The sequence below is a fragment of the Serinicoccus chungangensis genome, assembly GCF_006337125.1.
Classification (GTDB): domain Bacteria; phylum Actinomycetota; class Actinomycetes; order Actinomycetales; family Dermatophilaceae; genus Ornithinicoccus; species Ornithinicoccus chungangensis.
The window spans coordinates 835,233-849,136 of the sequence record NZ_CP040887.1; the positions used below are offsets into that span (position 1 = coordinate 835,233).

The window sequence follows — 13,904 nt, forward strand, 5'->3', positions numbered from 1 at the left end:
CGTGGGTGCGGCGAGGCCGCCCGGGCGAGGCCGAGCGCCTCCTCCGGGTCGGGCAGCAGCGGCGCCAGCAGGCTCAGGGCCCAGGCGACGCCGGCGTCGCCGTCGTAGACCTCGGGCCCCGCGACCTGCAACGAGGTGCTGACGGCGTCGGAGCGCGACCAGGTCACCCAGCCGACCCGCCCGCCGTCGTGCAGCGCGGCGTCGACGACCGCCTGGGTCGCCGCCCGGGCGAGCTCCTCCACGCCCTCCCGTGTCCCGGCGGCGTCGGCGGTCCCGCCCCCGTCCCCGGCTCGGACCGGGCTGGTCCGGCGCGCGCTCACGACGCCGGCTCCGCCCGGCGCAGGTGCGGCCGCCGGTCGTCGAGGCCGGCCTCGCGCAGGGCCAGCCGGACCAGCGGTGCGGCGTCCTGCGGGCTCCCGGCCTGCCGCCACGCCGCCAACCCCCGGGCCAGCGCCGCGCACCGGTTCTCCCCGAAGCTGGCGCCGTCGCCGTCGTCCTGCGCCCAGCCGAGACCGGGGGCGTGCCCCCGCGTCAGCGGTGGGGTGTGCGGCTCGAGCCACCCGCGGGTGGCGCCCTCCAGCACGTCGAGCGCGGCCGGTGCCGTCTCGTCGGGGACGTAGACGACGGTCCGGTCCGGCCGCAGCAGGGCCGCGTCGTCGACGGCGCACTTGAGCAGCCAGGCGCCGAGCAGCCCCACGAGCGCCTCGACGGCCCGACCCACCGTATCGACCAGGTGGTCCAGCCGGGGACAGAGGTAGATCCGGGTCAGCGGCCCGGGGGGCACGGGATGCACCCACTCCGTCGACCACGTGCGCCACCACGACGCGGCGAGGACCGGGCCGCCGACGGGGGGCACGAGGATCTGCTGGCCCTCCCGGGGCGGCAACGAGGTCGGTGGGGTCCCCCCGGAGGCCGGCGGACGCGCCCACCGGCCGGGCAGGACGGCGTGGTGGCGCCCGGTGTCGTCCCGGACCACCAGCCCCCCGCCCGGGTCGAGCCGGCGGACCGTGACCGGCCGCCACCCGCCCACGCCGAGCAGCCGGGCGTCCAGTAGCCCGGCCAGCGGCGGACCGACCTGGTCCCGCGCGGGCGTGACCGGGGCGGCGTACCACTGCGCGTAGAGCCGGTCGGCCAGCTCGCGGGCGTCGGCCGGGGCGGGCCCGGTGCCGGCGACCCGCGCCGCGTCCAGCAGCGCCCGGGTGACGGTGCTCATGAGGCGAGCACCTGCTGGAGGTGACCCCAGGACACCAGGTCGCTGAGCGCGCTGCGGGTGTCGGCCATGACGTCGTGCACCAGCCGGAGCGCGGGGTCCTCCACCCCCGGGCCCGCACCGGCCGCGTAGGCGTCCAGCAGCTCCCGGCGGGCGGTGTCGACGTGCTCGAGACCGAGGCAGTCGTCGAGGACCCGGAGGGCGCACACGAGGTCCCAGGAGGGCTCACCGAGGCCTCCGTCCTCGAGGTCCACCAGACGGGCGACCGGACCGGCCGGGCCCCACGCCACCAGGACGTTGTCCGAGGAGAGGTCGCCGTGGACGAGGTGCCGACGACCCCATCGCCGCGCCGCGCCACGCGCGACGCGCGCCTCCTCGCCCGGCTCGTCCAGCACCTGGGCGGCTAGGAGGGCCGCCGCCGACCCCGGTGGCGCGCTGCGCACGCTCGCCGGCGCCTGGCCGGTCAACGGCCAGGGCCGGGTGGCGCGCGGCAGGGCCGTCGGCGTCGGCACCGGGTGACGGTGGAGGGTGGCGAGGGTCTGCCCCAGGGCGTGCGCCACCGCGAGCGGGTCGCGGGGCAGCGTCTCGTGCAGCGGGGCCCCGGGGACCGCGGTGGTCCAGACCGTCTCCTCGTCGGCGAGCAGCAGCCCTGGCACCGGCCCTCCCTGCAGCGCCCCGAGCACCGCGGCCTCCTGGGCCACGGTGGCCAGCCCGTCGCTCGCGGTCGCCTCGCCCTGCTGCTTGACGAAGGCCACCGGGACACCGTCCACGTCGAGGCGGTGCACGAGGTTGCTGCGCGGGCACGGCACCAGCCGGACCTCCCCGTCGAGCACGCCGGCGCAGGCGACCACCCCCTGCGTGATCGCCTGCGCCAGCAGGGCCGGGGCGCTCCTCATGCGAGCGGCCCGTCCTGCTCCGCCTCGTCGAGCTCCTGGGCGACCTGGTCCAGGGCGGCGTGGTAGCCGGCCCACCAGGCGGCGTCGGCGCCCGGGTCCTCCTCCCAGCCCTGCTCGTAGGGGTTCTGCCAGCCACCGCAGACGCGGCTGACGGGCGGGCAGAGACGGCTGTCCGGCGGCAGGCAGTCCGGCACCCGCGTGAGGCGGACCGGCGGGCAGTCGACGAACGGACGGGTCCGGAGCACCGGCGGGCAGCTGACCCACGGCCTGGTGACCCGTGCCCCGGGGCACCAGGGCTCGCTGCGCGTGGGGCACAGCACGGTGATCCTCGAGCGCAGCGGCGGGGGCAGCACCGTCCGTGGCGGATTGAGGGTAACCTCCAGCTCGGAGAGCACCGAGGCGATGGGGTTGGCGAAGGTGAGGCTGCCGTCCCGGGCACCGGCGAAGAGCAGCCCGACCACCTGCCGGCTGTCGTTCATGACGACCGAGCCGGAGTCGCCCCGGTCGGAGAACCTCGGCGCCCCGGTGGCCGGCCGGACCGAGATCTGGTGGCGCAGGGTCCGCATACCGACACCGTCGCCGTAGTCCAGCGTCACCGTCGCGTCCACCGACACCACCTCGCCGTGCGTGTGCTCGGTGGTCCGGCCCCGCTTCTGGACCGCCGTCCCGACCACCGCGGCGGCGCTGCCGCCGACGGCGCCGATGTCGACCACCTCGTCGGCCCAGGTCTCGTCGCCGTCCAGACGCACCACCGCCCCGTCCACCTGCTCGGAGATGACGCCGCGCGTCAGGGTGCCGACCTGGTCGGTCGCCGGGTCACCGCTGTCGAAGCGACCCGGCTGCAGGACGGACTCACCCGCCGCCCACGACGTGTCCACGCAGGCCACGTGGAAGTTCGTGAGCAGGCTGACCGCCCCGGTGCTCGTGTCGCGCACCAGCGCCCCGCCCGTCCCCGCGTTCTGGTGCCGGGCCGGACCGATGCTGATGCCGCCCCGGATCGTCGTGTGCTTGCTCGTGTCGCTCAGCGGGTCGCCGGCGTAGAGCCCCGGTCCGCCCTGCAGCTCGATGACCAACTCCTGCACGTCGGTGGGGACCCCTCCCACCTCGGCGGGTACCTGCTGTCCCTTCGGGACCCGGGAGGGCGACTTCTTGGCCTCGACGTAGACGACGATGCTCAGCTCACCGGTGGGCTTGCCGTCGCTGATCTTCTCGCCGATGTCCACGCCGACGACCCCGTCGAGGGCGAGCAGGTCGTCCTCGACCTGCTCCTTGGTCGGACGGATGCGTGCGGCGGCTACCGCGTCGTGCTCCATGGCTACCTCCTGGTCTCGGGGTGCCGGACGGCACCACGGGGGTCCAGAGGGACCCATCGGCACGCAGATACGTCACGATCCGGTGTATCTGCGGGCGCTAGGGGTTCTCTCTACGCCACCTGACCCCTAGGCTGGGCCCGCAGGGACCAGCCGGCACGAGGAGGCCCCATGCCCGACGTCGAGCCCGTCGACCTGCACCTGCCCGGCTCCCTGCTCCGCCGCCACGACGCGCGCGTGCTCGACCCGGCGACGGCGCCCCGGGAGGAGGACCCGCGCAGCGGTACGCGGCTGCCCGCCCCGTCGGCGACGGCATACCTGAACACCCGGCTGCTCGTCGCCGGGCTGCTGGGGGTCTCCGCGGCCGACCGCGTCGACGAGCTGCAGCGGGTGCTGCGCGAGGCCGGGTATGCCGTGACCCTGCGCCCCGACGCCGCCGACGAGGCCTTCGGGCGGTGGCTGCTGCTCGCGGTCGAGTCCGGGGCCGAGCCCGGGGCCGGGAAGGGCTTCGAGGAGGTCCGCGGCGGGCCGATGGACCCCGACGACCCCGTGACCCGCCTGGACCCGGGGCTGCGGGTGGGCTCGGTGAGCGTGGCGGAGGTGGACGCCGGTTACGCCTCGCGCGTCTACGTCGTGCCCGACGCGCAGGTGCAGGAGCCCGACCCGTGGTCGCTGCTGCTGGCCGCGCGGGCCGCGGGGCTGCAGGACGTGGACCTGGAGCACCTGGTGCTGCCCGGGGGCGGGGGTCTCTACTGGGGCGGCCAGGGCGGGGGTCTCTACTGGGGCGGCCAGGGCGGGGGTCTCTACTGGGGCGGCCAGACCGGGGTCCCGGGCATCGCGCCCGACCGCGCTCCCGTCCAGCTGGCCCTGCCCGACCCGACCCGACCCGGCCCCGGCCGTCGTGCCCCCGTCGTCGTGGTCCCAGACACCGGTCTCGGCGAGCACCCGTGGTTCACCGGGTCCGACCTCGCCCAGCAGCGGCGCTCGCTGCTGGGCTGGCCGATCCTGCCGGGCGGTCGTCCGACGCCGTGGCCGGAGGGCACCGGCGTCGACGACGAGCTGACCGGCGCCCTGGACTCCCTGTCCGGGCACGGGACCTTCGTGGCCGGGGTCGTGCGCCAGGCCGCCGCGGGCGCCCGGATCGTGGCGCTCCCGGTGCTGGACTCGGCGGGGCTGGCCGCCGAGCAGGACGTCACCCGCACGCTGGCCGTGCTGCTCGTGCTCCACCTCATCCACCAGGAGCGGGGGCGCACGGAGTTCGACGAGGCCGGGGGCGTCGTCGACGTGCTCAACCTGTCGCTGGGGTTCTACCACCAGGACGGCGAGGTGTCGGACCACCCGGTGCGCCGCCTGCTGGACCTCTTCGGCCGGGCCGGTGTCGGCGTGGTCGCCGCGGCCGGCAACCAGGCCACGACCACGCCGATGTACCCCGGCGGCTGGGCGGTCGGGCCGGGGACCGCCCTGGAGGAGGACCAGCCGGTGCCGCTGGTGTGCGTCGGGGCGCTCAACCCTGACGGGCGCACGGTGGCGATGTTCAGCAACGCCGGACCGTGGGTGACCACCCACCGGCCCGGGGTCAACGTCGTCAGCACCCTGCCGGTGACCTTCGACGCCTCGGCGCAGGCCGACCGCCGGACCCCCGGCCCGCACGGTGGCCCCGACCGCGCCACGCCCGACCCGGACGACCTGCGCGGCGGGTTCGGGGTGTGGAGCGGCACCAGCTTCGCGGCTCCGTGGCTGTCCGGCCAGCTGGCGGCCGACCTGGTCGCGCAGCGGGCGGAGGACGACGGGAAGGACGCGGTCCCGGACATGCGCCGGCGGGCCGCCGGCGCCTTGCGGCGCCTCGTGAAGGAGGAGTGATGCTGACCGACGACGACCCCGACGTCCGGACCAGACGGGACCGGCCCTCCCTCGGCGAGCAGGCCGGTGCCTGCTTCCACCGCTACCGCGAGGGGCAGGACCAGGCGCTGGGCGAGCTGGTCGACCTGGTGACCCCGTTGCTGTGGAACGTCGCCCGGGCCCACGGCTGCGACCGCGACGTCGCCGAGGACGTCGTCCAGGACGTGTGGATCCGGCTGGTCGAGCGGGCGCGGGACATCCGGGAGAGCGAGGCGGTGCTGGGCTGGCTGGTGGTGTCCGTCAAGCGGGAGAGCTGGCGCACGGCCAAGCTGGCCCGGCGCACCCAGTACGACCCGACGGGCACCGTGGACCCGGGTGGGGCCGACCCCGGCCCCGAGGCGCTGGCGGTCCTCACCGAGCGGCAGCAGACCCTGTGGTCCGCCGTGCAGGGGCTCCCCGAGCGGTGCCGGAGGCTGCTGCGCATCGTCGCCTTCTGCGACCGACCCGACTACGACGAGATCTCGGCGGCGCTGGACATGCCCCGGGGGAGCATCGGCCCGACCCGTGGGCGGTGCCTGGACAAGCTGCGGCGCTCGCTCGCCGCCGACGAGAGGTGGGCAGGACCATGACCGACGACCACGAGCGGGAGGGCCTCGGGGCCGACCGGTGGGACGGGGGCGACGTCGCCGTGCTCACCGAGCTGCGGGAGACCGTCACCCGGCTGGACCCGTGCCCGGCCGGGCTCACCGATCGCATCGCCTTCGCCCTGACGGTCCGGGCGCTGCACGCGGAGGTGGCCGAGCTGACCCGGTCACCCCTGGCACTGACGCGGGCCGACGACGACGAGCCGGACCAGGCCACCACGGTGACCTTCAGCACGGACAGCGTGAGCATCATGGTGACGGTGACCGCCGAGCGCGACGCGACGGCGCGGGTGGATGGGTGGCTCACCTGCGACGTCGACGAGATCGAGCTCGCGCGGCCCGACGGGCGCTCCGAGCGGGTGCCGGTGGTCGACGGACGCTTCGTGCTGGCCTCCGTCGACTGCGGCCCGGCCTATCTCGTGGTCCGCCCGCCCGGGGGCCGGACGGTCATCACCCCGACCTTCACCCTCTGAGGCAGGGATGCCGCGGGCAACGGCCGCCCCGGCCTCGGTCGGGTCCCTCTTCCTCCAGGGCCGGTCGGCCAACGTCGAGGGCCGGCCGGCGGAGGGGGAGCGGCTGCTGCGGCGCGCCCTGCGGATGCTCCACGAGCAGCGGCCCGACCGGGTGCCGGGCATGGAGTCGGTGGTCGACGCCGACGGCGACGCCGGGGCCGCCGAGGCCGAGGTGCGGCTGCTGCTGTCGTTGAGCACCTCGCTCGTGCAGCGGCACGGGGCCGACAGTGCCCTGGAGGCGGCCGGTCGCGCGCTCGAGCTGGCCGAGGGCCTGGAACCCGACGTGCGGGTGGTCCTGCTCGCCAAGTGCCGGCTGCAGCTGGCGATGATCAACGGGCGGACCGGTCAGACGGGCACCGCCCTGGAGCACCTCGAGCAGGCCCTGACCTGGGTCGACCAGCTGGGCCCGGCCGACCGCTTCGAGCTCCTGCTGTCCCGGGGGGCGGTCCGCGTCGACGGTCCCGACCCCTCGAGCGCCGAGCCCGACTTCGCGCAGGCGGCGAGCATCGCCCGCGAGCACGACCTGCCGGTGCAGGAGTTCATGGCCCGGCACAACCTGGCGCAGACGGTCGCCCTGTCCGGTGACCTGCCCCGGGCCCTGCGGCTGTACCGCGACATCGAGCGGCTGGGCAGCGGGGCGTCGCGCGCCGTGGCCCTCCACGGGCGGTCCCGGACGCTGCTCGACGCCGGTCTCGTCGACGAGGCGCGCGACCTGCTCCTGCGGGCCGCCGCGGAGGCCGAGGGCACCGGGCAGCGCCTGGTCGCGGGGGAGATCCAGGGCGACCTCGCCCTGGCCGAGCTCGTCGAGGGGCGGCACGAGGAGGCGGCCGAGGGGGCGGCCCGGGCGAGGCGGCTCCTGCAGCACCGTGCCCCCGGCCTGCGGCGGCGCGCGGAGCTGGTGCTGCTCGACGCCCGCCGGCGGCGCGGCGAGCGCCTCGGCGACGTCGCGCGGCGCGGGCGGGCGCTCGTGGAGGCCTTCGACGCCGACGGCGACCACGTCGCCGCGGACCTGGCGCGGCTCGTCGTCGCGGAGGCCGAGGTCGACCGAGGGCGGACGGCCGAGGCGGTCCGGCTGCTGCGCGCCACCGCCGACCTCACCCACGTCGGGTCGCTGAGCACCCGGCTCCGGGCGCGCGGGGTGCTGGCCTGCGCGGCCCGGGACGCCGACGACGCCCCGACGGCCCGCCGTCACCTGCGGGCGGCCCTGGCCGACCTCACCGAGACCCTCGCCGGCAGCTCGAGCCTGGAGCTGCGGGCCGCCACCCACCTCCACGCGCAGGACCTGGCCCGGCTCGACCTGGCCGTCGCGCCGGACGCCCCGCGCGAGACGCTGCTCGCGGTGGAGCGCTGGCGCGAGGCGGCCAGCAGGTCACCCGCCGTCCTTCCGCCGGCGGACCCCGAGCTGGCCCGACGCACGACGGTGCTGCGCCACCTGCGGCACCAGGTGCGCGAGGACCTCGACCGTGCCCACCGGATGCGGGCCCGGGTGCGGGAGCTGGAGCGCTCCGTCGCCGCCCTGTCGTGGTCCGCCCCGGGTCAGGGCGGCCCCCGGGGGATGGTCACCCGGGAGGACCTCGCCCGGTCCCTCGCGCGCCTGGCTGAGCGGGAGACGTCCGTGCTCTACCTCGTCGAGTCGCAGGACCGCCTGCTCGCGGTGGCCGGGACCGCCCGTCGTCTGCGCACCGTCGACCTCGGACCCCTGTCCCCGGCCCTGGAGGAGGCGCGGGTCCTCGCCGCCGACCTCGAGACCGGCGCGCGGGCCTGCGGGGGGCCGATGGAGACGACGCTGCAGCGCTCCCTGCAGCACTCGGCCCGGGCCCTCGACGACCGGGTGGTCCGGCCGCTGCGGCTGGAGGGCCGCGTGCTCGTCGTGCCCACGCCGGCGCTCGCCTCGGTGCCGTGGGGCCTGCTGCCCAGCCGGCGCGGCCAGCCGACCCCGGTCGCCCCGAGCGTCAGCGGCTGGGCCCGGGGCGGCACCGAGGTGGCCGCGCCGACGGTGGCCGCCCTCGCCGGGCCGGAGCTGGGTCGCGCCCCGGACGAGGTGGACCGCGTGGCGGCGGTGTGGCCGCAGGGGTGGGCGCACCACGAGACCACCGCCGCGGAGCTGGCGGCGGCGCTCGGACGGCACGACGTGGTCCACGTCGCCGCGCACGGGCGGCACCGGGACGACAGCCCGATGTTCTCCTCGCTGTGGCTGGCCGACGGCCCCTACTTCCTGGCGGACCTGGAGCGGCAGCCGCGGCGGGCCTCGCACGTCGTCCTCTCGGCCTGCGACTCCGGCCGGTCACGGCACCGTGGCGGCTCGGCGGCGCTCGGGCTGGCGGCCGGGCTGCTCTGGCTCGGGGTGGAGAGCGTCGTGGCGGCACCCTGCCGGATCCCTGACGAGGTGGCGGCCGACCACCTGCCGCGGTACCACGAGCTGCTCGCCGGCGGGCTGCCCGCCGACGAGGCGCTCAGCGGGGCGGCCGCCGGGGCCCACCCGCTCGCGGGGGCGTTCGTGGCGTGGGGAGCCCCCTGGAGCGCCACCCCGGCCCAGCGGTGACGCTGCGTACGATGCCGGGGTGAGCACTGCGCGCGTCCCCCGAGGGTCCACCCTGCTCGGGCGCGACCTCGCGATCGACCTGGGCACGGCGACGACGCAGGTGCACGTGCAGGGACGGGGCGTCGTCCTGGACGAGCCGACCCTCGTGGCCGTCGACACGGCCACCGGCCGCCTCGTCGCGGCCGGGGCCAAGGCCCACGAGATGCTGGGGCGCACCCCCGAGCGGGTGCTGACGATGCGACCCCTCTCGGACGGGGTCATCACCGACGCGGAGGTGACCGAGCAGCTGCTGCGTCACTTCGTCGAGCGGGTGCGGCCCACCCGGCTGGTCCGCCCGCGCACCGTGGTCTGCGTGCCCAGCGGGGTCACCGCGGTCGAGCGCCGGGCGCTGGAGGACGCGGCGATGCGGTGCGGCGCGCGGCGCGTCCTCGTCCTCGAGGAGGCCATGGCCGCGGCGATCGGGGCCGGGCTGCCGGTCGACAGCGCGGCCGCCAGCATGGTGGTCGACCTGGGCGGGGGCACCACGGACGTCGCCGTCATCAGCCTGGGCGGGGTCGTCAACGCGCGCAGCCTGCGGGTCGGGGGCGACGAGGTGGACGAGGCCGTGGCCCGGGGGGTGCGGGAGGGGCACGACCTCCTGCTGGGAGAGCGGTCCGCGGAGCACATCAAGCACCAGGTGGGCGCCGTCTGGCCGTTGGCGACCGAGCGCACGACCCGGGTGCGCGGCCGGGACCTCGGCTCGGGGCTGCCCCGCACGATCGAGCTGGGCAGCGAGGAGGTGCGCCGGATGATCGAACCGGTGACGGCCCAGGTGGTCGAGGCGGTGCGCGCCGTCCTGGACGTCTGCCCCCCGGAGCTCTCCGGCGACCTGCTCGACACCGGAATCACCCTGACCGGGGGCGGGGCCCTGCTCCGCGGCTGGACCGAGCGCCTGCGGCACGAGCTCGGGGTGCCCGTCCGCCTCGCGCAGGACCCCCAGCACGCCGTCATCCGGGGGGCGGGCATCTGCGTCGACGACATGAAGGCGCTGCGTCAGGTGCTGACCCGCCAGCCCGTCGTCCCGGGGTGACCGGTATGCCCTCCCGCACCACCCTCCTCGCTCTCGTCCTGGTCGCCACCACCGCCGCGGTGCTGGTGGTCGACCTGGCCCGGCCCGGCCTCGCCGCCCCGGCCCGCTCCGCCGTCGCCACGGCCCTCGCCCCCGCGCAGCGGGTGCTCGCCCTGGGACGACGGCCAGGTCGCCGAGCTCACCGCCGAGCGCGACGCGCTCGCCGCCGAGGTGGACCGGCTCCGCGCCCAGGCCCGGGACGCCACCGAGCTGGAGCAGCTGGCCCGCTCGAGCACCGCCGCCGTGGTGGACCGGACCCTGCTCCCGGCGCGGGTGGTGGCGGTCGCGTCCGGCAGCTCCCCGGTGGGGGGCCGGACGGTCACCCTCGACGTCGGGAGCGAGGACGGTGTCCGACCCGACCAGACCGTCGTCGCCGTCGAGGGGCTCGTCGGGCGGGTGCTGCGGGTGGCGCCGACCAGTGCCGACGTCCTGCTGCTCGGCGACCCGCAGGTGGTCGTGGGCGTGCGGTTCGGCGAGGACGGGGCGCTCGGTGACGTCCAGGCCGACCCGGTGCCGGGCCTGCCGCCGCGCGGGCACGGCCAGCTCACGCTCACCGCGCTGGGCGACACGCAGATCGAGGTCGGCGCCCGGGTCAGGACGCTGGGCAGCCCGGACGACGTCCCCTACGCCGCCGGCATACCCCTGGGGACCGTCGTCTCCGTCGACCCGGACCGCGGCCAGCTCGGGCGCACGGCCGTCGTGGAGCCCTTCGTGGACACCGACACCCTCGACCTCGTCGCGGTGGTCCTGAGGGAGGACGGATGATCCGCCTGCTGGGTCCCGTCGTCCGCGGGGTGCTGCTGCTGGTCGCGGTGCTGCTGCCGAGCGCCTGGCCCGCCGGTCTGGCCCGGCCGGACCTCGTGCTGCTCGTCGTGGCGGGGGTGGCGCTGCTGCACCCGCCCCCGGTGGGTCTCCTGGTCGGGCTGGCCGGGGGGTGGCTCGTGGACGTCGTGCCGCCCGGGGCCGCGCCCCTGGGCGCGGGTGCGCTCGTCTACGCCGCCGTGGGGCTGGGGCTGGGCGCGGTCCGCCGCCACCTCGTCCTCTCGCCGGTGCTCCCGTGGGTCGCGACCGGGGTGGCGGCGGCCCTCGTGCTGGGCGTCCGCGGCGTGGCCGCCGCGGCCGGCGCCGGCCGGGCCCTGCCGGCCGAGCTGGCCTGGACGCTGGCCATGACGATGCTCGTGGCCGTGCTCGTGCTGCCCGTGGTCATGCGGCTCGAGCGGTGGATGACCCGGCGGGGGTGGGCATGACCGCGGCCGCCGGGCGGGGCCGGCCGGCCACCCGGGTCCCCCGGCCCGCGCTGACGCCCCGGCGGGTCCGGCGCCGCCGCTCCACCGGAGCCCTGTGGGTCGTGCTCGTGGCCGTGCTCGCCCTCGGCGGGCTGCTCGCCGGACGGCTCGGGCAGATGCAGCTCGGGCAGCACGAGGAGCTGGCGGTGCAGGCGGCGGAGGTGAGCACGCGGGAGATCCTCACGCCGGCGCTGCGGGGCCGCGTGCTGGCGGCCGACGGCACGCCCGTCGTCGCCAACGCGGCGAGCTCGGTGGTCACGGTGGACCCCCAGGTGCTGCTCGAGGCGGACGACGGGGGCGCCGACCTCGTGGCCTCGGTGGCCGACGCCCTGCGCCGCCCGCAGGACGAGCTGTGGGGCCGCACCCGCCTGTGCGGCACGGAGGGGGCGCCACCGGTGCCGTTCTGCTTCTCGGGGTCTCCCTACCTCCCCGTCCCCCTCGTCTACGACGTCGACCCGGTGGACGCCCTCGCCCTGCTCGAGCGACCCGAGGACTACCCCGGGATCGAGGTGCAGAGCATCCCGGTCCGTGACTACCCTGCGCCCGACGGGGTCAACGCGGCCCACCTCGTGGGCTACCTGGGTCGGCCGACGCAGGAGGAGGTCGAGGCCTCCGAGGACGGGCTCGACGCGCAGGCGTGGCTGGGCCGCGCGGGGCTGGAGGCGGTCTACGACGAGGGCCTGCGCGGCATACCGGGGCGCACCACCCTCACCGTCGACCCGCGGGGGGTGGTCACCGGCACGCTCGAGCAGACCGACCCCGTGCAGGGGGCCGACCTGCGCACCCACCTCGACGTCCGGGTGCAGGCGGCCAGCGAGCGGGCCCTGGTGGAGGCCGTGCGGGCCGCGCGACGCGCGGGCGCCCCGGCGACCAGCGGCGCCGCCGTCGTGATGCGCCCCGACACCGGGGCGGTGCTGGCGGCCGCGAGCTTCCCCACCTACGACCCGGGCGTCTGGAGCCGCGGGGTGAGCGCCGGGGAGTACGCCCGGCTGCTCGACGCCGACCGCGGCGCACCCTTGGTCAACCGGGTGGTCGGGGAGACCTACCCACCGGCCTCGACGTTCAAGGTCGTCACCCTCCCCGCGGCGCTGCAGACCGGGATCGACCCGGAGGGGGAGTACTCCTGCCCCGGCGCGGTGTCCATCGCCGGGCAGCGGTTCACCAACTACGAGTCCGAGGCCTACGGCGAGATCGGGCTGCGCCGGATCCTCGAGGTCTCCTGCGACACGACCTTCTACCGCTGGGCCTACGACCAGTGGCGCGACCTGCAGGACGCCGGCGCGGACGCCGACGCGCGCGACCGCTTCCTCGCGGTCGCGCGCGGGTTCGGCCTCGGTCAGCGCACCGGGGTGGACGTGCCGGGCGAGGAGGCGGGCACCCTGCCCTCGCGGCAGTGGAAGCAGGACTACTGGGAGAGCACCCGCGAGGACGTCTGCCGACGGGCCGAGGAGGGCTACCCGGAGGTGGCGGACGAGGAGCGGCGCGAGTTCCTCGAACAGCTGGCGCAGGAGAACTGCGTCGACGGGGCCCGCTGGCGCCCCGGCGACGCGGTGAACTTCTCCATCGGCCAGGGCGACGTCGCGACGACCCCGCTGCAGATGGCGGTGGTCTACGCCGCCGTGGCCAACGGGGGACGGCTGGTGACGCCGCAGGTGGCGGAGGCCCTCGTCCGCCCGGACGGCACCGTGGTGGAGCGGATCGAGGCCCCGGACCAGGGTCGCGTCTCGCTCGACGAGGACACGTGGCGGATCGTGCGGGACGGGCTGGAGGGGGTCGTCACCGAGGGGACCGGTGCGGCGGCCTTCGCCGGGTGGCCGACCGACGACTACCCCCTGGCCGGCAAGACGGGGTCGGCGGAGTCCTTCGGTCGCCAGGCGACCTCCTGGTTCGCCTCCTACGGCCCGGCCGACGAGCCCGAGTACGTCGTGCTCGTCGTCGTCGAGGAGGGGGGCATCGGGTCGGACACCGCCGCCCCGGCGGTGCGTCAGATCTGGGAGACCCTGCGCGAGGTGCAGCCGTGATCCGCGACGCCCGCCCCGAGGACGCCGGCCGGTGCGCGGCGATCTACGCGCCCTACGTCACCGGCACCTCGGTGACCTTCGAGACCGAGCCGCCGGGGGCCGAGGAGCTCGCCCGCCGCATCGCCGTCGCGCAGCGGGCGCACGCGTGGCTCGTCACCGAGCGCGACGGGGTCGTCCTCGGGTACGCCTACGCCGGCGCCTACCGCGCCCGCAGCGCCTACTCACGCACCGCCGAGACGAGCATCTACCTCGCCCAGGACGCCGGCGGGCAGGGGCTCGGGCGCCCGCTCTACACCGCCCTGCTGGACCGGCTGCGCGCGCTCGGCTACGGCACCGCGGTCGCCGGCACCACCCCGCCGAACCCCGCCAGCGCCGCGCTGCACCGGTCGCTCGGCTTCCGTCAGGTCGGGGCGTTCACCCGGGTGGGCCGCAAGTTCGGCCGGTGGCACGGGTGCGACTGGTTCGAGCTGGCCCTGCGCGAGGACGTCGACGAGCCCGGGATCGGTGCGGAGGGAGCGCCCCGGTTGCCGTAGGGT

The 13,904-nt window shown here is 77.0% G+C and carries 13 protein-coding genes; 9 read left to right on the forward strand and 4 right to left on the reverse strand.

Annotation, left to right across the window (positions count from 1 at the left end; translation table 11 throughout):
• Positions 1-316: 316 nt before the first annotated feature.
• The 3 genes from FHD63_RS03820 to FHD63_RS03830 are packed head-to-tail and all read right to left on the reverse strand — an operon-like array spanning position 317 to position 3,419.
• Positions 317-1,213 carry a T3SS effector HopA1 family protein gene (locus FHD63_RS03820; RefSeq protein WP_139720263.1) on the reverse strand — a complete coding sequence of 299 codons (897 nt, stop codon included), beginning with the start codon at positions 1,211-1,213 and terminating at the stop codon, positions 317-319.
• Positions 1,210-2,106: a phosphotransferase family protein gene (locus FHD63_RS03825; RefSeq protein ID WP_058891732.1), complete on the reverse strand. Its 897-nt coding sequence runs from the start codon at positions 2,104-2,106 to the stop codon at positions 1,210-1,212. The genes FHD63_RS03820 and FHD63_RS03825 overlap by 4 nt, the downstream gene beginning before the upstream one ends.
• Entirely contained in the window at positions 2,103-3,419 is a 1,317-nt protein-coding gene (locus FHD63_RS03830; RefSeq protein WP_139720264.1) for a chymotrypsin family serine protease, read from the reverse strand. The genes FHD63_RS03825 and FHD63_RS03830 overlap by 4 nt, the downstream gene beginning before the upstream one ends.
• Before the next feature lie 168 nt (positions 3,420-3,587).
• Between FHD63_RS03830 and FHD63_RS03835 the strand changes: the two genes are divergently transcribed.
• Genes FHD63_RS03835 through mreB form a run of 5 tightly spaced genes read left to right on the forward strand, consistent with a single transcriptional unit; the run spans position 3,588 to position 10,022 of the window.
• Complete coding sequence (locus FHD63_RS03835; RefSeq protein ID WP_139720266.1) at positions 3,588-5,276, forward strand: S8 family serine peptidase; 1,689 nt, start codon at positions 3,588-3,590, stop codon at positions 5,274-5,276.
• Positions 5,276-5,884: an RNA polymerase sigma factor gene (locus tag FHD63_RS03840; protein ID WP_139720268.1), complete on the forward strand. Its 609-nt coding sequence runs from the start codon at positions 5,276-5,278 to the stop codon at positions 5,882-5,884. Before FHD63_RS03835 ends, FHD63_RS03840 begins: the two co-directional genes overlap by 1 nt.
• Positions 5,881-6,372, forward strand: a complete 492-nt coding sequence (locus FHD63_RS03845) for a hypothetical protein (RefSeq protein ID WP_139720269.1) — start codon at positions 5,881-5,883, stop codon at positions 6,370-6,372. Before FHD63_RS03840 ends, FHD63_RS03845 begins: the two co-directional genes overlap by 4 nt.
• A gap of 7 nt (positions 6,373-6,379) precedes the next feature.
• Positions 6,380-8,953 (forward strand): CHAT domain-containing protein, encoded by a 2,574-nt coding sequence (locus tag FHD63_RS03850; RefSeq protein WP_139720271.1) that lies wholly within the window; start codon positions 6,380-6,382, stop codon positions 8,951-8,953.
• A 19-nt stretch (positions 8,954-8,972) separates the two neighbouring features.
• On the forward strand, positions 8,973-10,022 hold the full coding sequence (mreB, locus tag FHD63_RS03855; protein WP_139720272.1) for a rod shape-determining protein: 1,050 nt from the start codon (positions 8,973-8,975) through the stop codon (positions 10,020-10,022).
• Here the strand turns inward: mreB and FHD63_RS03860 are convergent.
• Entirely contained in the window at positions 9,986-10,204 is a 219-nt protein-coding gene (locus FHD63_RS03860; protein WP_139720274.1) for a hypothetical protein, read from the reverse strand. The genes mreB and FHD63_RS03860 overlap by 37 nt on opposite strands.
• Before the next feature lie 28 nt (positions 10,205-10,232).
• Between FHD63_RS03860 and mreC the strand changes: the two genes are divergently transcribed.
• The 4 genes from mreC to FHD63_RS03880 are packed head-to-tail and all read left to right on the forward strand — an operon-like array spanning position 10,233 to position 13,901.
• Positions 10,233-10,826, forward strand: a complete 594-nt coding sequence (mreC, locus tag FHD63_RS03865) for a rod shape-determining protein MreC (RefSeq protein ID WP_139720276.1) — start codon at positions 10,233-10,235, stop codon at positions 10,824-10,826.
• Positions 10,823-11,308, forward strand: a complete 486-nt coding sequence (mreD, locus tag FHD63_RS03870; RefSeq protein ID WP_139720278.1) for a rod shape-determining protein MreD — start codon at positions 10,823-10,825, stop codon at positions 11,306-11,308. The genes mreC and mreD overlap by 4 nt, the downstream gene beginning before the upstream one ends.
• The gene (gene mrdA, locus FHD63_RS03875) at positions 11,281-13,368 is read left to right on the forward strand and encodes a penicillin-binding protein 2 (protein ID WP_139720281.1); all 2,088 of its coding nucleotides are present in this window, start codon (positions 11,281-11,283) and stop codon (positions 13,366-13,368) included. The genes mreD and mrdA overlap by 28 nt, the downstream gene beginning before the upstream one ends.
• On the forward strand, positions 13,365-13,901 hold the full coding sequence (locus FHD63_RS03880) for a GNAT family N-acetyltransferase (protein ID WP_139720284.1): 537 nt from the start codon (positions 13,365-13,367) through the stop codon (positions 13,899-13,901). The genes mrdA and FHD63_RS03880 overlap by 4 nt, the downstream gene beginning before the upstream one ends.
• The last annotated feature ends 3 nt before the right edge of the window (positions 13,902-13,904 follow it).